Annotated in this window: 15 protein-coding genes; 11 read left to right on the top strand and 4 right to left on the bottom strand. The window is 65.3% G+C overall.

Translation table 11 applies throughout. The features are described 5' to 3' along the window. Positions 1-274: 274 nt before the first annotated feature. The 4 genes from A7D17_RS00740 to A7D17_RS00725 all read left to right on the top strand — a co-directional run bounded on the left by A7D17_RS00740 (position 275) and on the right by A7D17_RS00725 (position 7,371). On the top strand, positions 275-3,430 hold the full coding sequence (locus tag A7D17_RS00740; protein WP_064507336.1) for a TonB-dependent receptor: 3,156 nt from the start codon (positions 275-277) through the stop codon (positions 3,428-3,430). A 438-nt stretch (positions 3,431-3,868) separates the two neighbouring features. Continuing rightward, a complete protein-coding gene (locus tag A7D17_RS00735; protein WP_064507335.1) occupies positions 3,869-4,627 on the top strand; it encodes a SapC family protein in 759 nt (252 codons plus the stop codon). Between the two features lie 4 nt (positions 4,628-4,631). Continuing rightward, positions 4,632-5,672: a cupin-like domain-containing protein gene (locus A7D17_RS00730; RefSeq protein WP_064507334.1), complete on the top strand. Its 1,041-nt coding sequence runs from the start codon at positions 4,632-4,634 to the stop codon at positions 5,670-5,672. Positions 5,673-5,850: 178 nt separating this feature from the next. Further along, positions 5,851-7,371 (top strand): tryptophan halogenase family protein, encoded by a 1,521-nt coding sequence (locus A7D17_RS00725; RefSeq protein WP_064507333.1) that lies wholly within the window; start codon positions 5,851-5,853, stop codon positions 7,369-7,371. A gap of 33 nt (positions 7,372-7,404) precedes the next feature. Here A7D17_RS00725 and A7D17_RS00720 read toward each other — a convergent pair whose 3' ends face one another. After that, positions 7,405-8,412: an MBL fold metallo-hydrolase gene (locus A7D17_RS00720; protein WP_064507332.1), complete on the bottom strand. Its 1,008-nt coding sequence runs from the start codon at positions 8,410-8,412 to the stop codon at positions 7,405-7,407. A gap of 221 nt (positions 8,413-8,633) precedes the next feature. Further along, the gene (locus tag A7D17_RS00715; RefSeq protein ID WP_064507331.1) at positions 8,634-9,038 is read right to left on the bottom strand and encodes a hypothetical protein; all 405 of its coding nucleotides are present in this window, start codon (positions 9,036-9,038) and stop codon (positions 8,634-8,636) included. Between the two features lie 168 nt (positions 9,039-9,206). Here A7D17_RS00715 and A7D17_RS00710 point away from each other — a divergent pair, with 168 nt between their 5' ends. Beyond that, positions 9,207-9,872, top strand: a complete 666-nt coding sequence (locus tag A7D17_RS00710) for a hypothetical protein (protein ID WP_153041866.1) — start codon at positions 9,207-9,209, stop codon at positions 9,870-9,872. Between the two features lie 265 nt (positions 9,873-10,137). On the opposite strand, the gene A7D17_RS00705 is transcribed toward A7D17_RS00710, so the two are convergent. Both A7D17_RS00705 and A7D17_RS00700 read right to left on the bottom strand, forming a co-directional pair. Continuing rightward, positions 10,138-11,535, bottom strand: coding sequence for a trypsin-like serine peptidase (locus A7D17_RS00705; RefSeq protein ID WP_064507329.1), 1,398 nt, complete (start codon positions 11,533-11,535; stop codon positions 10,138-10,140). 433 nt (positions 11,536-11,968) lie between these two features. Further along, entirely contained in the window at positions 11,969-13,351 is a 1,383-nt protein-coding gene (locus A7D17_RS00700) for an APC family permease (RefSeq protein ID WP_064507328.1), read from the bottom strand. Positions 13,352-13,539: 188 nt separating this feature from the next. Between A7D17_RS00700 and A7D17_RS00695 the strand changes: the two genes are divergently transcribed. From A7D17_RS00695 to cydB, 6 genes are all read left to right on the top strand, one after another. Then, complete coding sequence (locus A7D17_RS00695) at positions 13,540-14,304, top strand: LuxR family transcriptional regulator (RefSeq protein WP_064507327.1); 765 nt, start codon at positions 13,540-13,542, stop codon at positions 14,302-14,304. A 155-nt stretch (positions 14,305-14,459) separates the two neighbouring features. After that, on the top strand, positions 14,460-15,401 hold the full coding sequence (locus A7D17_RS00690) for a proline iminopeptidase-family hydrolase (RefSeq protein WP_064507461.1): 942 nt from the start codon (positions 14,460-14,462) through the stop codon (positions 15,399-15,401). Between the two features lie 1,031 nt (positions 15,402-16,432). Continuing rightward, positions 16,433-17,494, top strand: a complete 1,062-nt coding sequence (locus A7D17_RS00685) for a pectate lyase family protein (protein ID WP_064507326.1) — start codon at positions 16,433-16,435, stop codon at positions 17,492-17,494. 1,026 nt (positions 17,495-18,520) lie between these two features. Continuing rightward, entirely contained in the window at positions 18,521-19,909 is a 1,389-nt protein-coding gene (locus A7D17_RS00675; RefSeq protein WP_064507324.1) for an amino acid permease, read from the top strand. A 431-nt stretch (positions 19,910-20,340) separates the two neighbouring features. Then, the gene (locus tag A7D17_RS00670) at positions 20,341-21,738 is read left to right on the top strand and encodes a cytochrome ubiquinol oxidase subunit I (protein WP_064507323.1); all 1,398 of its coding nucleotides are present in this window, start codon (positions 20,341-20,343) and stop codon (positions 21,736-21,738) included. After that, on the top strand, positions 21,738-22,754 hold the full coding sequence (gene cydB / locus A7D17_RS00665; RefSeq protein WP_064507322.1) for a cytochrome d ubiquinol oxidase subunit II: 1,017 nt from the start codon (positions 21,738-21,740) through the stop codon (positions 22,752-22,754). Before A7D17_RS00670 ends, cydB begins: the two co-directional genes overlap by 1 nt. Positions 22,755-22,800 lie beyond the last annotated feature (46 nt).

The following is a 22,800-nucleotide window of genomic DNA, read 5'->3' as shown; positions in this document are numbered from 1 at the left end:
AGCGTGTTAGCGCTATCACTGGCTGGCACGCCGTGCAGGGGATGCCGTGCGCACGCGTTCGCGACACCGTGGTGTCGGTGACGTCTGCGGCAGGCATGCGCCGCACAACGCAGGTGGGCGATCGAAGGGGCGATCGCCGGCGTGCGCGCTAGGGGACCTTATTCAAGAGCAGTACTGTTCGCCACCGCCGATCGGGCGGTGGTCATGACTCTGCCGTGTCGCATGCCGCGACAACGGCCGTAGGCGGTTGGACTCCACTCCCGAGGACACATCGATGCGTCGTACGCTGAGCAGCTTCAAGTCGAAGGCCATGTTTACCTTCGTCGGTGGCCTGTTGGTCATCAATCCCGCATTTGCACAAGACGTCGCTCCGCCGCCGCCCGCGCCGCAGTCCAGCAGCGATGCCGCCACCACGCTCGACACCGTGACCGTCACCGGTATCCGCAGCAGCCTCGACCAATCGATGGGCATCAAGCGCGATGCCGCCGGCGTGGTGGATGCAATCAGCGCCGAAGATATCGGCAAGTTTCCCGATACCAACCTGGCCGAATCGCTGCAGCGCATTACCGGTATCTCGATCGAACGCCGCGATGGCGAAGGCGCGCAGGTCACCGCGCGTGGCTTTGGCCCGCAGTTCAATACGGTTACGCTCAATGGCCGCTTAATTCCCGGTGCCGATGCGTTCGGCGCGCCTGGCCAGACCCCGATCGGTGGCGTGGACGTGGGGACGCGCGCGTTCAACTTCGCCCAGCTCGCCTCCGAGGCCATTACCGGCATCGAGGTGTTCAAGACCAGCCGCGCCACTGCACCCAGCGGCGGTATCGGCGCCACCATCAACATCCAGACCGACAAGCCATTCAATCACGATGGCGTGGTGGCCAATGCCGGCGCCAAGATGGTGTCCGACCGCTCTGAGCCGTTCGGCGATTCGCTGACCCCGGAAGTGTCGGGCATCTTCAGCTATACCAACCCCGACAAGACCTTCGGTATCGGCCTGAGCGCCAGCTACCAGAAGCGCCATGGCGGCTCGGTGCAGGCCACCGAAAACCGCTGGAATATCCAGCGCTGGACCGGCACCGATCCGGCGTTGCGTCCGGACACGGTGGTGACCAACGCACCGGCAATCGGCCAGTTGTACGGCATGCCCAACGATATCCGCTATGCGTTTGCCGATTTCCAGCGCGAGCGCATGAACGGCCAGGCGGTGATGCAGTTCGCTCCCAGCGACAGCCTCACGCTGACCCTGGATTACACCTACTCGTCCAACGAAATCCGCGAAGAACGCGGCGAGCAGGGCATCTGGCTGCAACGCGCCAACAGCTTCACCGACCTGACCTTCGATACCGGCCAGACGGTCGCCACGCCGGTCTACCTGCGCGACGTGCCCAATGGCGCCAAGGACTTCGGCATGGAGCAGCAGCGCAACGAGCAGAAGTACACGCTCGGCTCGCTCGGCTTCAACGCGGACTGGCAGGTGACCGACCGCTTCCAGCTGACCTTCGATGCGCACAACTCCAAGACCCAGAGCCTGCCCAACGATCCGGTCACCGGCGGCAGCGCCACCTATTTCAGCTTTGCCGGCACCAATAATTGCACCAACGGCCCGTCCTGCGGCGGGCAGTGGGCACAGGAGCTGTGGTTCAACAACTCGCTGCCGATCGGCGCACGCACCTGGTATCCCACCGTCGCCGATTCGCTGGCCGGCACCAACGGCGTGGTCAATCCGGATTTCACCACCAACAATCTCGGCTCGCAGGTACAACGCATCTATTATCAAAAGCAGGTGACCGAAACCAAGGAAGGTCGCCTGGACGGCAAGTTCGATTTCGACGACGGGCGCTTCCAGTTCGGTGTCAGCTCGTCCAACACCACCATGCATCGGTTGACCAGCGACAACTATTCCGCATTGGGCGACTGGGGCGTGGCCAATGCCGGCAGAGAGCCGGGCATGACGGACTTGCTGCGGCCGGTGAGCATCGTCGGCATGTTCGACGACTTCAATCCCAATGGTGCTGCCCGTAACGCCTGGCGTGGCGACGCCAGCCAGCTGGCCTTGTGGGGAGGCAGCCAATATGGGGCGGCCACGCGCTACAACCCGCTCTACAGCGCCAACAACCAGGTCGAAGAAAAGACCCGCGCGGCCTATGTGCAGCTGGAACTGACCGGCGATATCTCCGGCATGACCACCAACACGCGGCTGGGCCTGCGCTATGAGCGGACCGACGTTGAATCCACCTCGCAGGTGGCCACGCCCGTCGCGCTGCAATGGCAGGCCAACAACGACTTCCAGTTGCTGCGTTCCACCGAGCAGCAGCCTTTCAGCGAGAAGACCAGCTACAACTACATCCTGCCGAACCTGGACTTCAGCATCGACATCACCGATCAGTTGAAGGGCCGTGCCTCGTTCGGCCAGACCATTGCACGCGCACCGTACAACAACCTGCTCGCCGGTCCCACGCCGAACACCCCGGCTGGCTCGATCCTGATCAATCCTTCCAACCGCGCCAGTGGCGATTCGCAGACACCGACGCTGGACCCGCTGGAATCGGACAACCTCGATCTGGCACTGGAATGGTATTTCGCCGATGCAAGCTATGTGTCGGCCACGTTCTGGAACAAGCGCGTCAGCAACTTCCTGGGTACCACGGTGTCGCGCGAAACCCTGTACGGGCTGACCGATCCCACCTCGGGCCCGGATGCGCAGGCGGCGCTGGCGTTCCTGCAAAGCGGCGCGTGTGCCGCGCAGGTCGGCGCCGCCGGCAACGACGTGGCGGCGGCCTGTTCGGCCAACGACACTTCGTTGTTCGCGGCCACGGCGCTGTTGCGCAATGCTGCCGCCACCGGTGGCCTGGCCGCCTACAACGGCAGCTCGGCGCAGAGCCTGGCACTGGAAAACGCCTACGACCTGGTCGGCACGGCGGCCGACCCGCTGTACCAGTTCGATGTCTCGCGGCCAATCAACCAGAACAAGGCCAATATCCATGGCTGGGAACTGGGCGGGCAGTACTTCTTCGGCAGCACCGGCTTCGGCATCTACGCCAACTACACCATCGTCGAAGGCGACGTGGCGTTCAACAACAACGTCATCGACCGCGACCAGTTCGCGCTGCTCGGGCTGAGCGATACCGCCAACGTAATGCTGATGTTCGAAAAATACGGCTGGAGCGCACGCCTGGCCTGGAACTGGCGCGACGAATACCTGATCGCGGCCAACCAGGACGCCTCCAATCGCAACCCGTACTACGTGGAGGCTTACCAGCAGTTCGACCTGAGCGTCAGCTACGCGCTCAGCAAGCAGCTGTCGGTGGGCTTTGAAGCGATCAATCTGACCGGCGAAGACGTGCGTTGGCACGGGCGTTCGGAGAAGCAGATCATCCGCCTGATCGATCAGCAGCCGCGTTACACCCTGGGCGTGCGCTACGCGTTCTAGGCCAGCGGCAAGGCGATGGCGGGCACCGTCAGATGGGTGCGGCCGCGCCATGGAGTGGCATGTTCGCTGGATATGCTGCGTCCATGGCGCGGTCGTCGCCTGGCTGACGGCTGTGCGTCGCGTGCGAATCGCTTGCTCACCGTGCGTGCGGGTGCTGCTGCGCAGACACCAGCTGCCGGTGGCCGGCGCAACGGTTGTGCCCGCCGTGCTGCGTACACGCAGGCTCGGCCTGCACGCAGCGATGTGGTGAACGTTCCCGGCCGGGCGGCGCATGCAGGCACCGGTTGATTCGCGCTGCCGATGCGGCGCGCATGCTGCCGTGCCGCTTGCCGGCCTGGGTTTTTTTGGCAATGCTCGTTGCCTGTCGCGTGCAGCGGGTGCGCCGCACGCCAATCTTTCAGTGCAGGCGTCCGCCGCGGATGTCTGCTGGAGTCGTCGATGACGCGATATGCAGTGCTCAACAACGTGGCGCATCACGATGTGCGCGTGGTCCTGCGCTTCGGGGCCGAGTTCGGCGATGCGGTCGGGCTGGTGCCGGCGTTTGTGACCGAGTACGCCGACCTGCAGCGCGAATACCCGCTGTTCTTCCGCAAGGACCCCGCCACCGGTGGCTACCAGTCGGTGGCCTTGCTGGGTTTTGCCCAGGATGAAAACCTGTTCCTGCACGACGGCCGCTGGAGCGCCAACTATCTGCCCGGCGTCGTTGCCAAGGGCCCCTTTCTGATCGGCTTCCAGGAGCAGCGGATCGACGGTGCACTGGTGCAGGAGCCGGTGATCCATATCGACCTGGAGCACCCGCGTGTCAGCCGCAGCGAGGGCGAGCCCGTGTTCCTGCCGCAGGGCGGCCACAGCCCGTACCTGGAACACATCATCGGTGTGCTGCGCGGCATTCGCGAAGGCATGGATGCCGGGCAGGCCATGGCGGCAGCCTTCGATGCCCTGGGCCTGATCCAGCCAGTGCGCCTGGATGTCGCGCTGGATGCCACCCATGCCGCCCACCTGGACGGCCTGTTCGCCATCGACCGCGAGCGACTTGCCAGACTCGACGCGCAGCCCCTGCAGCAATTGCACCAGGCAGGGTATCTGGAAGGTGCCTTTCTGATGCTGGCATCGCTGCACAACGTGCGCCGCCTGATGGCCGAAAAACAGCGCCGCCTGCAACACGCGCGCACTGCGCCTGCCGCGGCCCATGCCTGATTTTATGGATGCACCTGCACGTCATGGCCCTGCTGCCGCCGCGATTGCCGAGCGCACCGATTGCCGGCCTCAGGCGCTGCCGCTTGCCGCACTCTGCGAGGCGGCCGAGCCGGTGGTGTTGCGCGGAATCGCACGCGATTGGTCGCTGGTGCAGGCCGGCCTGCGCAGCCCGGATGAGGCGATGCACCAGCTGCGCGCGCACGACACGGGGCGCGCCTTGCAGTACTCCTATGGCGGGCCGGTAATCGCCGGCCGCCCGTTCTACACCGAGGACTGCAGCGCGCTGAATTTCGAGGTGCAGCGCGGCAGCCTGGGCAGCTTGCTGGATGCGATCGCCGCGCATCGCGATGACCTGCAACCGCCCACCTATTATCTGGCCTCGCTGCCGGTCGACGATGGCTTGCCTGGCCTGCGTGCACACAACGATCTGGACCTGGCGGCCAGCGGCGTCAACGTGCAGCCCAGCATCTGGATCGGCAATCGCGTCACCGCGTCCTGCCATTACGATGCACCCAACAACCTGGCGTGCTGCGCGGTCGGGCAGCGGCGCTTTACGCTGTTTCCCCCGGAGCAGGTGGCCAATCTCTACCCTGGGCCGCTCGACCCCACGCCGGGCGGGCAGGTGGTGAGCATGGTGGATATCGCCACTCCCGACCTGCAGCGCTACCCGCGATTCGCCCAGGCACAGCTGCATGCGCGCACCGCCGTGCTGGAGCCGGGCGATGCGCTGTTCATCCCGAGCATGTGGTGGCATCACGTGCAGTCGCTGCAGCCGTTCAACGTGCTGGTCAATTACTGGTGGAGCACGGCGCCTGCGCAGTTGCCGGCGGCGATGCCCGCGCTGTATCACGCGCTATGGGCCATCCGCGACCGCCCGGCGGCGGAGAAGGATGCGTGGCGTGCCTTGTTCGATTACTACGTGTTCGGACCGGCCGAGCGTGCTGGCGCGCATCTCCCCGAACCGGCGCGACAGGCGCTGGGGCCGATCGATCCCATCCTTGCGCGCCAGCTGCGCGCCATGCTGATCGGCAGGCTCAATCGCTGATGGGACGCAGTGCGTTCAATGCGGATTGCCGGATGACTGCGCCGTCCCTGGTCAGGACGCATGGCAGCGCGCCGTCAGGCCGTGTTGGCATCGCTGTGCGTGCAACTCTTTTGCGGTCCCGAACAGGACAGCCCCACATGACAGCCGCCATTCCACATGCAGTCCACGGGAGTTCGCAGTGACTCAGGCTCAGATTCGCAAGGTGGTCATCGCCGGCGGCGGCACGGCTGGCTGGATCGCCGCCTGCGCGCTTTCGCACCAGTTTCGCGACTTGCTCGACATCACCCTGGTGGAGTCCGAGCAGATCGGCACGGTGGGTGTCGGCGAATCGACGGTGCCGCCGATCCGCACCTTTCACCGGTTCCTGCAGATCGACGAGCAGGAATTCCTGCGCGAGGTGGCGGGCACCTTCAAGCTCTCGATCTCCTTCGAGCATTGGTTGCGCCAGGGCGATCGCTATATCCACCCGTTTGGTATCACCGGGCAGAGCACCCTGGTGTGCGCGTTCCATCATCTGTGGCTGGAAAGCCAGCGCCGCGGCATGGGCGGCAGCTTTGGCGATTACTGCCTGGAAACCGTGGCCTCGCGCGTGGACCGCTTCGCCTTGCCGCGCGAGCCGGCGGTCAATTACGCCTACCACCTCGATGCCGCGCTGTACGCGCGCTTCCTGCGCACGCGCAGCGAGGCCTGTGGCGTCACGCGCATCGAGGGCCGGATCCAGCAGGTGACGGTGCACCCGGACAGCGGCGATGTCGCCAGCCTGGTGCTGGAAGACGGGCAGGTCATCGCCGGCGATCTGTTTATCGATTGCAGCGGTTTCCGCGGCCTGTTGATCGAGCAAACCCTGCACACCGGCTACGAAGACTGGAGCCACTGGCTGCCGTGCGACCGCGCGGTGGCAGTGCAGACCGAGGCGCTGGGTCCGCCGGTGCCATACACGCGCGCCATTGCGCACGAGGCCGGCTGGCGCTGGCATATTCCGCTGCAGCACCGGGTGGGCAACGGCCTGGTGTTTTCCAGCCGGCACCTGTCCGACGACGAGGCGCATGCCAAGCTGCTGCGCGACGTGGCCGCACCCGCGGTGAAAGACCCCTGGATGGTGCCATTCCGCACCGGCCGCCGGCTCAAGGCCTGGAACAAGAACGTGGTATCGCTGGGCCTGGCCAGCGGCTTCATCGAGCCGCTGGAATCCACCAGCATCCACCTCACCATTTCGGCGGTGGTGCGGCTGCTGACGCTGTTCCCGGCGCAGGGCATCGCGCCCTCGCAGGTGCAACTGTTCAACGACGTTAGCCGCGCCGAGATGGAGCATGTGCGCGATTTCGTCACCTTGCACTACCACGCCACCCAGCGCAAGGAACCGCTGTGGCGGCAATGCCGCGAGATGGAGCTGCCGGAGTCGCTGGCGGTGCGCCTGCGCGCCTGGCGCGAGCGTGCGCACGCCTGGCAGGCGGCGGACGAGTTATTCCGGGTCGATTCCTGGACGCATGTGCTGATGGGCCAGGGCCTGATGCCGGAACAACATCACCCGCTGACACGCGCGTTTTCCGACCAGGATCTGCAACGCCTGCTGGACGGCATCGCCCAGCCGATCCAGCACGCAGTGGAGCAGTTCCCCTCGCAGCAGGCATTCATCGAACGCTATTGCAAGGCAAGGCCGGAAGTGTGGGGAGCGCGCACGCCGGTCATGGCCCGCTAGCCATCCCGGGTTGGATCACCGCCATCTGCTCCGCTACAACCGCATCAGGTCGGCGCCGACCACGATCGGGCCGGCGTAGTGCTTGCGCGCGCCCTCGCTCCACATTGCATCGGTGATCGAAGGGTCGCCACCAGGCACGAAGTGGGTGAGTACCAGCAGCTTCGTGTGCGCAGCGGCGGCGATCCTGCCGACTTCTTCGCTGGTGGAATGGCTCTTGAGCAGATGGTCGAGCAAGGTCGGCGCGTTGTCGCTGGTCTTGAGCATCTTTTCCAGCGCGGGCAGGTGCATCACCTCATGCACCAGGACATCGGTGTCCTTGGCAAATTCGGCCAGCGCCGGCAGATAACGCGTGTCGCCGGAGAACACCACGCTGCGGTCGCGCGCCGCGAAGCGGTACGCAAACGCCGGCTTGAGCGTGTAGTGGTCCACCAGGGCAGCGGTGACTTCCACCTGATCGTTCTGCAGCACCGTGCCGGGCTGGTCAAACTCGTGCACATGGATCAACGGCCTGAACGGCGGGCGTCCCTCCTCGCGCATGCGCGCCTCGATGTCGATGGCATTCATCGCCACGAACGCATCCACCATGGCGCCGATGCCCGGTGGCCCGTACAGATGCACCGGCGTCTGCAGGCCACTGGCCCAGGCCAGCCACACCACGTTGAGCAGGTCGGCGTTGTGGTCGGAGTGATGATGGGTCAGGAAGATATCGCGCAGTGCCGGCAGCGCGATGCCGGCTTTGACCAGCTGCAACGCGACACCGTTGCCGCAATCGACCAGGTAGGGCTGCCCGTCGATCACCAGGGCATTGGCGGCCGCTGCACGCAGCGGCGACGGCGTCGGCCCGCCCTTGGTGCCCAGCAATACCAATACGCTGCCCTTGGCCGGAAACGGTGCGGGCGCCGCCGCGTCGCCATTGGCACGCACCTGGCTGGCGCTGGAGCTGGATGCTGCCGCGAGCGGGCCGACCGTGGTCACGATCCCGGCGGACACGCTCAGCTGCAGCAGCGCCCGACGGGAGCACGAGATGAGAGGTTCGGGCATGAGAATTCCTTGGGCGCACCGGAAATGAAGAGTGTGCCGACCGCGGCGCCGGGTCGCCATCGTGATCTGCCTGCCCGGCCAGACACTGGACTCTGGCATCGACGCAGTAGATGCAGCATCCCCGCACCCGAGCCATCTATACGTGCCGATGCTAGGTCAGTGTGCATGCTACAGCGCACGCACACAGGGCATCGCACGGCGCACCGCACCTTGCGCGTGCGTCAAAGCTGGTGCGCGATGAAGTCGGCCAGTGCTGGCGAGCGGTAGAAGTCCATGCACTGGGCGAAGATGGCGTTGAATGGCCCGCGGCGTGCTTCGTCCTTCATCGGCACGGTCTTCTTGTCGAAATGCGCGGTGCTGGCGTCGACAAAACGATTCAGGCGATCGGTCGCTCCAGTCTTGGCGTTGTCCATCGCGTAGGTGGTCAGCAGATACGAGCGGTCGCGCAACTGATCGTCTGCATACTTGCCGCTGTGCACGTAGTTGTGATCCAGGCAGCGCTGCAGCGCATAGGCTTTGACGTCGTCGCGATTGGCCGGCTTGCCTGCTGCCAGCGCGTTGCCTTGCAACGCTACGGTTGCCAGAGCAAGCGTCCACAACACGCAGCGATGATGATGAAACGGCATGGCAACCTCCAGAAGTGAGTGCCGAGTCTGCCTGATTCTGCAGGACTGGCGCAGCGGACCGGTGTTGTTCAAAAGGCATCGTGCTGCAGGACACCCTTGCCGCAGGCAAGGGCCTTGCGCATAGTGCGGCACCACCGAGACCGCAGGCACTGCCATGGAATGCGCGCGATGAGATTACCGGCAACCTGCCGCATGGCGGCCGTGCGCTACGCCTTGATTGCGCTGCTGGCACTGTCCACCGGTGCGCATGCCTGGCATCCGCAGTATCCGCCGTGGTCTCGGCCGCCGGCTGGCTCGCAGTGCCCGGTGGCCGAATTGCCGGCGGAGGAGGGCAGTACGCAGTGGGAGGGCGTCACCCATTTTCGCGATGCGGGCACCGTGCTTGCCATGGATAACCGCGGTGCGGTGCCGACGCTGCACGTCCAGGACACTGCCGGCCGCGTGCAGTTGGCAGCGGTCGAACTGGGCGGCGGCTTGCTCGGCTTTCATGGCGTGGAGCGCGCCGACCTCAATGGCGACGGCCGTGCGGATTACGTGGTGACATTGGGCAGTGGCGGCGTTGGCCTGGCCGGCGGAAATGCGTGGCGCACGGTGGTGCTCTCGCAGGGCGATCGCTACCGTGCGCTGCGCGTGCCCCACCCACGAACCCAGTGCCGAGGATTACCGGCGTGTACCGGGACGCAGCGGCTGCGCATTGCTGCAACTGTCGGTGATTACCGCCAACCCGGCTGCCACGCGCGACCACCGCTGGCATACCTTCTGGGTGTATCGGTTACTGCGCTTCCAGCAGACGCGTGCGGTGGAGGCGAACACGGCATTGCCCGGCTTGCCTAACTGGATTCTCTACACGCATCGTGCAGGCAATCGCGCCCCGACCACCTTGCTGGGCAAGGCCGCGAAAGCACAGCTGTGGAATGACGCATCGCGCGAACGCGTCACCGCCTTGCCGTAGTTGCGTCAGCCCATCGGTCCATCGATCGCGGTCGATAAGCAGCGCCCGCTGGCGACGCACTAGGTGTGTCCGGCCGGGACGCAGCCGCCGAACCGGTACGCAGGCAAGCGTGGCAGGCGACGCTGCGCCTGCCACGTACCATCGTGCTTACTGGCCGAAGAACGTGGAGATCGACGAATACACGTCGGAGAAACGCGAGTAGTAGTCCGGATCGGTCTGCGCCGTGCAGTACGAATATCCGCCGTACAGGCCGCCGCGCAGCTGATACGCGCCGCCGCTGGCGATGGTGAACAGGCCCGAGCCGGACGAGCCGCCTTCGGTGACGCCGTCGTTCCAGACCACGCGATACAGCGGGCTCTTGCCGTCGATGGAGGTGTTCAGCCCGGTGACCGAGCCCAGCGAATATTTCTTGACGTCGCCGGAGGGGTGGTGGATGCCTACGATCGAGGTGCCGGTCGAGCCGATTGCCGCGCTGTTCCAGGCCGCGTAGAACGCGCCGCTGGGCGGTGCCGTCTTCAGCTCCAGCAGCGCGGTATCGCGCGTGGTGTTGGCATGGCGCAGGAATGCACCGCCAGTCAGCGTGGTCGCCTGCGAACTGGCGGTGTTGCCGTTGCAACTGGCTGCGTCGTAGAACCAGTAGGTCTGCAGCGTGTTGGCCACCGTCTGCGTGCTGATGCAGTGTGCGGCGGTCCAGAACAGGTTGCGCTTGGGCGAATTGGTGTTGTTGAGCAGGGTGCCGGTGCACAGGAACGAGCCCTGGCTGGTGGTGTACACCATGCGCGCGACCGCCTTGGCAGCGCTGGTGAAGCCGGCAGTGGGATTGGCACGGCAAACGATATCGTTCTGGCACGAATCGCTTTCGCCAATGGCAATGGTCATCATGTCGCGCGGGCTGGCAGTGGGGCTGATGTCTAGATGCGATAGCTGCGGGACGCTGAGGCTGAAGTTTTCCGGATACAGGCCGGCCGGCAGCGAGATCTCCACCAGCAGGTTGTCGCCATTGACCGTCGGCGACCAGCCGATTGCATTACCGGTACCGACGAAGCTGGCGCCGGATTGCTCGAACACGCGGCCGTCGTCGCCGGCAAAGCGCAGCGTCACCCGAGACGGATCGCCCGGCGTTGCGCCAGCACCACGCAGTACCAATGCCGCGCGGAGCGAGGCCGCCTGCGCCGAGCCGAGCTTCAAGGTGGCAACGCGCGACCCATCGCCGGCCATCTGCCAATCCAGCTTGGCCAGGTTGACGAGCGGCTGCGTCACGGCACGCGAAAAGCCGATCTGCAGCGGCTGCCCATGTTTGACTTGCGCAATGCGCTTTTCGCGCACGCTGCCGAGTTCCTGGCGGCTGGGCGCGGCCAGCTGCACCACGCGTGTGGGCAGGATGCCGCCACGCAGGCTTGCCGACTGCAAGGTCGCTGCGCCGAGCGTGGCCGCCTGCGGCGCAGTGCTCACCGGTGCAGCATCCATCTCGGTGGGCGGCGCAGCCAGCGCGGAGCCGGAAACAGCGGAGAACAGCGCGAGATACAACGCATTCTTGCGAATCATGGGTAGTCCTTTTCGTCAGGGAACGGCAGGCAGTGGCGGGGGCCATGGCCTGCGGCGCCATCGTTGGCGCCAGACGAGACTAGCGAATGTCTACAACTGAATATGTGCTGAAAATCTCTTTCAGAGATGATCTCTCGTTAAAGCGATAGTCGCCTTCACGCAGTTCGCGTTGCCAAGCCGTGCCAACGTTGTGCACCTGCGCTCGCGTCAAAGTGCAGGCAGGGCGCAAGGCTCCGCCATGCTGATGCAGCGCTTTAGTCGCCTGCGTCAGGGATGCTTGCAGCATTGGATCTGCCGGCGTGCGGTGGCAGGACGACGCCGTAGCGCGCCGAGCCGCGCGCGTCTGATCGCACGCTCGACGCGTGCGAGATCGGCCGCATCTCGGCTGCATGACAGCGCTGGAAGAAGGCGAAAGCTTCAGGCTTGAAGCGGGCTACTCCAGCGCATCGCTGGCGCGGAACTCGGTCGAGCGCCCGCTGACTTTCAGGAAGGCCAGCACCGCCAGGCCGGCCGCCAACCATGCCATCCCGCCGAGCTGCGCATGCCGGTCCGCATTGATCAGCACATAGGCCAGGATCACGCTGCCGATCAACGGCACCACGCCATGCAGGACCAGGCGGCCCTGCCGGCGGAAGTGCCAGACCACTGCCACATGCAACAGCACGAAGGCGGTCAGCGCACCCACATTGCACAACGACGACAGCAGGGCGATCTGGCCGACGAAGACTTCGCCCAGCACCATGCTCAGCGCTGCCACCAGCAGGATGGCGCGCTGCGGCACGCCGGTGCGGGGATGGATGTAGCGCAAGAACGCCGGCAATTGGCGATCGCGCGCCATGGCGAACAACAGCCGCGAGGTCGCCGCCTGCGCCACCAATGAATTGGCGATTGCCGCGCTGATGGCCACCGTCAGCGCAATCACGATCTGCAGCCAGGGCCCGGCGATCAGGTGGCCGATCTCGAAAAACGCATCGTTGGAGGCCTGCTCGTTGGGGTAGCGCAGCAAGGTGGGTTGCAACAGGGCTGCCAGCCAGGTCTGCAGCACGAACAATCCAGCGACCAGCAACAAGGCCAGTAAGGTGGCGCGGCCGACCACGCGGTTGCCGCCACGCGCCTCCTCCGACAGCGTGGAGATCGCATCGAAGCCCAGGAACGACACCACCGCCACCGACAAGGCGCTGAAGATCAGCTGCGGCGAGAACGCCTGTGGGTTGTAGAACGGGCGCAACGACCAGTGCGCGCCGTTGACGCCACGCTGGATCGCCAGCGTCGCCAGCACCACGAACACCGCCAGCACCACCAGCTGCGCATACAGAAACACCCGGTTGGCCCGCGCGGTGGTTTCGATCCCGCGCAGGTTGACCACGGTGTTGAGCACCACGAAGAACGCAATCCACGCCGGCTGCGGCACCGACGGCAGCACGTTGTGCATCGCGTTGGCGCCGACCACGTAGAGCAGGGTGGGCACCAGCAGGTAGTCGAGGAGAATCGCCCAGCCGGCCAGGAAGCCCATGCCGCTGCTCAATCCGCGTCCCACGTAGGCATACACCGAGCCGGCCACCGGAAACGCCTGCGACATCTGCTGGTAGCTGAGCGCGGTGAACAGCATCGCCACAAAGCCGACCAGGTAGGTGAGCGGCACCATGCCCGCACTGATGTCGAATACCCCGCCGAAGATCGAAAATGGCGCGGTGGGCACCATGAAGACCAGCCCGTAGATCAGCAGGTCCTTCAGCGTGAGCTGGCGCTTGAGCTCCTGCGTATAGCCAAAACGTTCCAGCGCAGCCGCATCGTTGCGGCGGGGAGTATCGGTCATGCAGGGTGTCCGCTGTCAGGTAAGGCCGGGTCGATGCGGGCGCGGGCGCCGAGGATGCCGATGCTGCAGTGCAGCTGTGTGACCGGCATTGTGACGATAATGTGGCCGGCGAGCCCATCCACTGGTAAAAATGCTAGGTTTTCCATGCTGGATACGTCCAGTGCCTCTGGTGCCCGCGAAGGAATCCCATGTTCGACACTCTGGCCAGCCTGGGCCGCGATCTGCAGGCGCTGCACACGCTCAATGCCTGCCTGGACCGGGTGTTCAGCGACGTGTGTGCATTGGGATTCCAGTCGGTGGTGTACGACTATGCGCCGGTGCCGCTGAGCATGGAGGGGACGTTGATCACCCCAACGGTATTCATGCAGCGCAATGCGCCTGGCGACATGCAGCATGTCTGGTGCGAGCACGGCTATTACCAACATGACCCTGTTCAGCAGCGTGCCACGCGGCGGACCACGCCGTTCGTATGGTCCTACCGCACCGATGGCGACTGCGACGGCGTGGAATACGTTGGCGGCCAGCATCGGCAGGTGACGCGCTATCTGTGCGACAGCGGCATGGGCACCGGTGTCACCGTGCCGCTGCATCTGCCTGGTGGCGCGTTTGCAACCTTCAGTGGGGCGGTGGATGCAGTGGCTGCAGAAGCGCCGCGCCTGGCCGAAGCCCGGCTGTCGCCGTTCCTGCTGCTTGCGCACGCCTTTCAGGCACGTGCCCAGGAACTGCTGGATCCGCAGGAACGCCGCTGCCACCACATCGCGCTGACCCGGCGCGAGCGCGAATGCCTGCAGTATTCGGCCAAGGGGTTGACCGCCAAGAGCATCGCCGCCGCGCTCAATCGCTCCACGGCCACGGTGAACCTGCACCTGAACTCTGCCGCGCGCAAACTGGGTGCGCGCAATCGCGTCGAGGCGGTGGTGCGCGGTATGCACTATCGGTTGCTAGAGCCTTAAGGCTTTAGAAGATCGATCGGACCGCCGGCCACGCCGGTGGGCCGCACCCGACGCGGCAGCCCTGAAACGGCGCAAACCTGTGAGATTTGCCAGTTAACGCCGGGCCGGCTGCCCGCTAGGCTCGGCGCTCATCATTGCCGCAGGCAGCGCAGGTCATGCAGTCCACCGAGGGTTACGTCGAATTTCGCGGCTATCGCACCTGGTACCGCATCACCGGCGATCTGCGCAGCGATGCCTGTCCGCTGGTGATTGCCCACGGCGGTCCTGGGTGCACGCACGACTATGTCGACAGCTTCAAGGATCTGGCTGCCAGCGGGCGTGCCGTGATTCATTACGACCAGCTCGGCAATGGCCATTCCACCCACCTTCCCAATGCCGACCCCGCGTTCTGGACGGTGGGCCTGTTCCTGGATGAACTGCAGCGCCTGATCGAGCATCTGGGGCTGTCGCAGTACGCGTTGCTTGGTCAGTCCTGGGGCGGGATGCTTGCGGCCGAGCACGCGGTGCGTCGGCCCAGCGGGCTGCGTGCGCTGGTGATCGCCAATTCGCCGGCCTCCATGGGCCTGTGGCGTGCGGCCGCACTGCGCCTGCGCGGCGGCCTGCCCGAGCAGGTGCAGGCGGCACTGGACGAACACGAGGCCGCAGGCACGCTGGACCACCCGGCGTATCGGGCCGCAAGCCAGGCGTTCTACGCGCGTCATGTGTGCCGGGTGCTGCCATGGCCCGACGAGGTGGCGCGCACCTTTGCCGCCATCGAGGCGGATCCCACCGTGTATCACGCCATGAATGGCCCCACCGAATTCCACGTGGTCGGCAGCCTGCGCAACTGGAGCATCATCGAGCGCCTGCATCGCATCATGGCGCCTACCCTGGTGCTGTCCGGCAAGTACGACGAAGCCACGCCGGAAACCGTGGAACCTTATGCGCGGTTGATTCCGGACGCGCGCTGGCACGTGTTCGCCAATTCCAGCCACATGCCGCACGTGGAAGAACGCGCGGCCTGCATGCGCCTGGTCGGCGATTTCCTCGACGACCACACGCCCTGGCCCGGCCGGGAACTGGCGCACGTCGCTCCGTTGGCCAGCCGCGCAGTCTGAGCTGCGGGGCACCACCGCTGGTCTGCGCGTTGACGTCCTGCCTCGCGGCAGAGGGCGGGGCGCTGGGAGTGGGAGGCCGTAGTGTCGGTAGGCTGCGGTATCGGTGCAGCTGCATGAAGTTGCTGACGATCGGTGTTGGCGCGCCATTCCATCGCGGCACGGGCGCGGGCAAATTACCTGTCGCGTTGGGACCCACTGTCTGAGAGCGCTGCATCGCAGCGGTTTGTTTCGCTTGGCTTCGTGCTGGGTAGCGGTTTGTTGCGGCGGTCTGCATCCTTTTGCTGTCGTGCTTGCGGCGCTGTTGGCACCACTGCGTCCGGAGCGGAGCATGCGCCGTGCCGGAGGGCTGGTGGCCATGGGGAGTAGCCGACAGCAGTCACCGGATGCATCTGCCGATGTCGCTTTATCCACGCAGATAGATCGGTGCGGCTTGCACCAGCAACGCTTGCGTTGGCGCCAACACCAACACCAACACCAACACCAACCTCTTCGTGCGATGGCTTGGCGGCAGTCAGGCTGATCGTGGCGTGTCGCTGTCTGCACTCATGAGCGATACGATGGTGTTCCGACACAGATAGCGATGCGATGTCCGGCGGCTCCCTGCCCACAGCACGTCGACACTGCGGCGCGTCCAGCGACGACATGCTGCGTCGATACCAACCTGACACCACACTCATCGCGCTGCATCTGCATCGAGATGCAGCAGCACACAGCGCTGTAGCGATACGCCTGATCAGCGCTTTGCGCTGACGCCGCCATCCACGCCACGCGCAAGCACTGCCTTGCCAGCGTTGATGTGTGTGGGCAGTTGGTCGCGCAGCGCAGCGGTGTCCTGTCCTGCCTGTCCCGTGCTGTCTCTTTTGCATGTCCTGCGGGAAGAACACCGTGGTGCGTCAAACTTTCAGAGATGGATAATTGTTTTATGTTTTAAATCGCGCGAAGAATGCAGCCCCCCACGTAACGCGTCGCTGTCGCCGCTGCCACTGCGCAGGCGGCATGCGCCGCTCATCGACTTCTTTGGGAGAGGCTGCATGACCAGCAAGATGCTTCAGGGCGCCGTTGCGCTCGCACTGTCCGCCTGCGCTGCGGGCGCCATCGCCGGCCCGGTCGGCTACGGCGCCGCCACCACCGGCGGCGGCAACAAGACACCGGTCAATGTGGCCACTTTCGAAGCGATGCAGGCGGCGATCGACAGTTATTCCGGCAGCGGCGGGCTGGTGCTCAACTACACCGGCAAGTTCGACTTCGGCACCATCAAGGACGTCTGCGCGCAGTGGAAGCTGCCGGCCAAGACCGTGCAGATCAAGAACAAGAGCGATGTCACCATCAGGGGGGCGAACGGCTCGGCGGCCAACTTCGGGATATGGGTGGTGGGCAACGCCAACAACATCATCATCCAGAACATGACCATCGGCTTGCTGCAAGGCGGCGAAGATGCCGATTCGATTTCTCTGGAGGGCAATTCGAGCGGGTCGCCGTCCAGGATCTGGGTCGACCACAACACCGTGTTCGCCTCGCTCACCAAGTGCTCCGGCGCCGGCGATGCCTCTTTCGATGGCGGCATCGACATGAAGAAGGGCGTGCACCACGTCACCGTGTCCTACAACTACGTCTACAACTATCAAAAGGTCGCGCTCAACGGTTTCAGCGACAGCGACACCAAGAATGCGGCGGCACGTACCACCTATCACCACAACCGCTTCGAGAATGTGGAATCGCGCGTGCCGCTGCAGCGCCGTGGCCTGAGCCACATCTACAACAACTACTTCAACAACGTCACCACCTCCGGCATCAATGTGCGCATGGGCGGCGTGGCCAAGATCGAATCCAACTACTTCGAGAACATCAAGAACCCGGTGACGTCGCGTGACAGCAGCGAGATCGGCTATTGGGACCTGATCAACAACTACGTGGGTAGCGGCATCACCTGGGGCACACCGGACGGCAGCAAGCCGTATGCCAATGCCACCACCTGGATCAGCTCCAAGGTCTTCCCCGAACCACTGGGCTACACCTACACCGTCACCCCGGCCGCGCAGGTCAAGGCCAAGGTGATCGCCACCGCAGGTGCGGGCAAGAACCTGGCGGAGTGAGCGCCAGCGCAGCGGCCTAGCCAAAGATCCCCGGCACTGCCGGGGATTTTCATGGGCGGCAATCTCGTCACAGACCTGCGCCTGGCGTACCCGCCGACGTTCGCAGGACACAGCGCAGGCCAGGGATGGCTGCAGCCATCGCAGCTGGCCACGCGTGGGCAAGGACGGCGCCGCCCAGGGGGGGCGGGATGCAAAGGTCGCAGTGCGTTGCGGTCGTATTGCACGGCTGCGTGGCATGAGAGACACGCGACCTCGCGATAGCGGCATGGCACTGCACGCGCAGCACGTCGGCGTCTATCGCATCTTGCAGCGCAAGGCAGGCTGATCGCCTGTCGCCGAACGCTACACTTCGGCAAGCACTGACCGGCTGATGCCGATGGCGGCGCGGAGATCTTTCGCGATGCGCCAGAACGCTGTGCGTGCCAGCCGCATTGCACGGCTGCGTGGGATGGCGATAGGCGACCCTGTGACAACGCATTGGCGCGCATGCACCCAGATAGCCGCGTCTATTGCATCTTGTAGCGCAAGGCAGGCTGATCGCCTGTCGCCGAACGCTACACCTCGGCAGGCACTGACCGGCCGATGCCGATGACGGCGCGTAGGGGGCGCTGGCATCCGTTCACGCTGGAACGCAGCCGTGCGAAGCGCATTGCGCATGGCAACCGCCCCGGCAGACGGCGACGGTTTCATTGACCTACGTGCCGCTACCCGCGTGTGCGGGGAGCCACCACCTCCAGGAGCAGTTGAGCAATCTCGCGGCCATGCGCAGATGCAGATCCCGCGCGTCGCTGGCACGCAGCACGTTCCTTGGCCGCGCCGCCTGCACCATCACGCCGCTTGGTGTGCACCGCAGCAGAGCGTGCCGCTGCCGCGCGTCGCTCTGACCAGGACCAGTCGTGCCGCGCACAAGGGCGCTGCGCCGCCCTATGACCACACCGTCAGCCCGGACTAGGCTGCTGCGTCAAGAGGCGCGGCCGGCGCCGCGACGCGGTATCGTGTCGCGCTACCACCTCTCCGATGCCGTCCATGTCGCTTCCGACCGATCCTGTTGCCCAGAACGCTTCGACCGCCGCGCCTGCGTTGCGCCATGCGCTCAAACCGCGGCAGTTGATGATGATGGGCCTGGGCACCGCGATCGGTGCCGGGCTGTTCCTGGGGTCGGGCGTCGGCATCCGGGCAGCCGGGCCGGCGGTGCTGGTGTCCTACCTGATCGCCGGTGCCCTGGTGATCATCGTGATGAACGCGCTGGGCGAGATGGCGGCCGCCAAGCCGGCCAGCGGCGCCTTCTCGGTGTATGCGGCCGATGCGATGGGCCCGACCGCCGGCGCCACGGTGGGCTGGCTGTGGTGGTTCCAGGTGGTGGTGGTGATCGCAGCCGAGGCGGTCGGCGCCGCCGGCCTGCTCGCGACCGTCTGGCCGGCGTTGCCGGTGCCCTTGCTGGCGCTGCTGTTCATGGCGACCTTTACCGCAATCAACCTGTTGGGTGTGCGTAATTTCGGCGAATTCGAATTCTGGTTCGCCATCCTCAAGGTCGTGGCGATCGTAGTGTTCCTGTTGATCGGTTTCGCCTTGCTGGCCGGCTGGCTGCCCGGCGTGACTTCGCCGGGAATGTCCAACTTCACCCAGAACGGCGGGTTTGCGCCCAATGGCCTGGCCGGCGTTGGCGCGGCCTTGCTGGTGGTGGTGTTCGCCTTTGGTGGCACCGAGATCGTGGCGGTGGCGGCGGCGGAAACCGCCGACCCCGGGCGCAGCCTGGCCCGTACCATCCGCACCGTGGCCTGGCGCATCCTGGTGTTCTACATCGGTTCGATCAGCGTGATCGTGGCGGTGGTGCCGTGGACCAGCAAGGCGCTCGGCTCGCCATTTGCCGCGGTGCTGGAGGTGGCGCGCATTCCCGGTGCGGCCACTGCGATCACCCTGGTGGCGGTAGTGGCGCTGCTGTCGGCACTCAACGCCAATCTGTATGGCGCGTCGCGCATGATCTTCTCGCTGGCCCAACGCGGCGAGGCGCCGCGCGTGCTCGCCAGGACCAGCCGCGAGCAGGTGCCGTTGACGGCGGTGATCGCCAGCGTGTTGTTCGGCTTTGCGGCCGCCGCACTGGAGCTGCTGTATCCCAACAAGGTGTTGCCGGTGCTGCTCAATATCGTCGGTGCCACCTGCCTGCTGGTGTGGACGATCTCGCTGCTGTCGCAGCTGATCCTGCGCGCCCGTGCCGATCGCGCCGGCATCGCCTTGCCGTTTCGGATGCGCGGGTATCCATTTCTGACCGTGCTGGCGTTGGCGATCCTGGGCGTGATCTTCGTGCTGCTGGCCAGCTCGGGCGAGACGCGGACGCAGTTCCTGTCGATGGTGGGTCTGACCGTTGCCATTGCGGTGGTCAGCGAAATCGCCCGGCGGATCCGCCGCACGCACTAGGCCGCGCAACCGGATGCCGCACCGCAGTGCGGGGTCGCCTGCCTGATGGCGCACAAGGCCAGGCTTGCGTGGACCGCATGGTGATGGGCACTCCCGGACGTCCGCGCATGCCGACGACGTCAGCAAGGCGCGGGTGTGCGCAGCGCCGTACATCGGGCGACTGCGACGCCGTGACGCTGGCCGCAGCCAATACACAGGTGCTGGCGTGATCGCGCTTATCGCATTGCCGCCTGCCACTGCATCGCATGATTGGCCACAAGGGCGCGACGGTTTGACGCAGATGCGACGCCGTGTCGCATCGGGAACGTGCTCTAGCGTCCCTATCATGAAGGCGTAGCGCAGTCGGTCGCAGTCTCGATTACCGCAGGCATGGCGGCAATCGCTCTGCACTGACGCGTTGGTGGTCTTCCCATTTGCCTGGAGGTTGCTCCATGGACGCCTTGCTGCTGTCGCGGATCCAGTTCGGGTTCGTCATTGCGTTCCACGTGCTGTTTCCCGCGTTCACCATCGGCCTCTCCAGCCTGCTGGCGTTTCTGGAATGGCGCTGGTTGCGCACCCGCCTGCCGGTCTGGCGCGAGTTGTATTTCTTCTGGCAGAAGATCTTCGCCGTGTCCTTCGGCATGGGGGTGGTCAGCGGCATCGTGATGGCCTTCCAGTTCGGCGCCAACTGGCCGGAACTGAGCCGCATCGCCGGAAGCGTGATCGGCCCGCTGCTGAGCTACGAGGTTCTCACCGCGTTCTTCCTGGAAGCAAGCTTCCTGGGCGTGATGATGTTTGGCTGGGGCCGTATTTCCGAGCGCCTGCATTTCTTCGCCACCTGCATGGTGGCGCTGGGCACGCTGTTTTCCACGTTCTGGATTCTCTCCTCCAATAGCTGGCTGCAGACGCCGGCCGGCTTCGAGGTGATCGGCGGGATCGTGCATCCGGTGGACTGGTTGAAGATCATCTTCAACCCCTCGTTCCCGTATCGGCTTGCGCATATGGCGCTGGGCTCGTTCATCACCACCTGTTTTGTGGTCGGCGCGGTGGGTGCGTGGTATCTGCACCGTGGCGTGCACCGCGAGGCGGGCCTGCGCATGCTCAAGCTGGCGGTGGTGTTTGCGGCCATCACCGTGCCGCTGCAGATCTTCGTCGGCGACATGCATGGTTTGAACACGCTCAAGCATCAGCCGATGAAGATCGCGGCGATGGAAGCGCACTGGCACGCCGAAGAACCCGGCAAGGGGTTTCCGCTGGTGGTCTTCGCATTGCCGAATGCGCAGGCCGAGCGCAACGATTACGCGCTGGCGATCCCGCGCCTGGGTAGCCTGATCCTGACCCATAGCCTGGATGGCACCATCGCGCCGCTGACCTCGGTGCCGGCGCGCGACCGCCCGCCGGTGACGCCGGTGTTCTTCGCCTTCCGCATCATGGTCGGGATCGGCTCGCTGATGCTGCTGGTGGCCTGGGTGTCGGTGTTCGCGTTGTGGCGCGGCACGCTGGTGCAGTGGCGCTGGTTGCTGGCGACCTGGCGCTGGATGCTGCCGAGCGGCTTCATTGCGCTGATTTCCGGCTGGTTCGTTACCGAAATGGGCCGGCAGCCGTACGTGGTCTACGGACTGCTACGCACGGCCGACGCCGTGGGCCCGCAGTCGGCACTGATGACCGCCATCTCGTTGTCGGTGTATGTGGCCGGCTACGCGTTCGTGTTCGGCTGGGGCATCTGGTACCTGGTCAAGATCGGCAAGATCGGGCCGACGCCGCACGATGCGCCGCACCTGGACCATGGCGAACACACCCCCGCACGGCCGCTGTCTGCAGCCGACGAAACGATCGATGGAGCTGCGTGATGGACATGACGACCTTCCTGCCCGTGGCCTGGTTTGCGGTGATCGGTTTCGGGGTGCTGATGTACGTGGTGCTGGACGGCTTTGTGCTCGGCATCGGCATCCTGGCGCCGTTTCGCAGCGACGAGGCACAGCTGGACCTGATGATGAACACCGCCGCGCCGATCTGGGACGGCAACGAAACCTGGCTGGTGCTGGGCGGGGCAGGGCTGCTGGCGGCGTTTCCCAAGGCCTATGCGGTGATCCTGTCGGCGCTGTATCTGCCGGTGTTGTTGATGGTGATGGCGCTGGTGTTCCGTGGGGTGGCGTTCGAGTTTCGCTTCAAGGCGCATCGCTCGCGGCGGCTGTGGAGCAATGCCTTCGCCGCCGGATCGATCCTTGCCACCTTCGCGCAGGGCGTGATCCTGGGCGCGCTGGTGCAGGGCCTGCCGATCGAGAACGACCGCTATGTCGGCGGGATCTGGGGCTGGTTCAGCCCGTTCGCGATGCTGACCGGCGCGGCCTTGGTGTTCGGTTATGCGTTGCTCGGCAGCACCTGGTTGATCCTCAAGACCGAAGGCCACGTGCACGCGCTTGCGCGTCAGTTGAGCCGGCCATTGACCCTCAGCGTGCTGGTCTTCATCGGCCTGGTCAGCGCGTGGCTGCCGTCGCTGCAATCGCATGTGATGGATCGCTGGTTCAACGATGCGCATTACCTGTGGTTGATGCCGGTGCCGGTTCTGGTTGCCGTGGTGGGCTATGCGCTGTGGCGCGCGACTGCACCGGGGCGAGCGGACACGGCGCCGTTCCTGCTGGCGATGGGCTTGTTCGTGCTTGGATTCCTTGGCCTGGTGCTGGGCATGTGGCCGTATCTGGTGCCGCCGGTCTACACGATCTGGCAGGCGGCCGCGCCGCCGTCCTCGCAGCTGTTCGCGATGGTGGGGCTGGTCATGTTACTGCCGCTGATCCTGGGCTACACGGTGTGGTCGTACCGGGTGTTCCGCGGCAAGATCACTGCAGAGACCGGCTATCACCATTGATGGTCGGCGCCCGGCCCAGACGCGGCGCGCAGGAGTCGGGCACTGC

The organism is Xanthomonas floridensis (assembly GCF_001642575.1).
Lineage (GTDB): Bacteria > Pseudomonadota > Gammaproteobacteria > Xanthomonadales > Xanthomonadaceae > Xanthomonas > Xanthomonas floridensis.
This window is presented reverse-complemented; position numbering and strand designations above follow the sequence as displayed.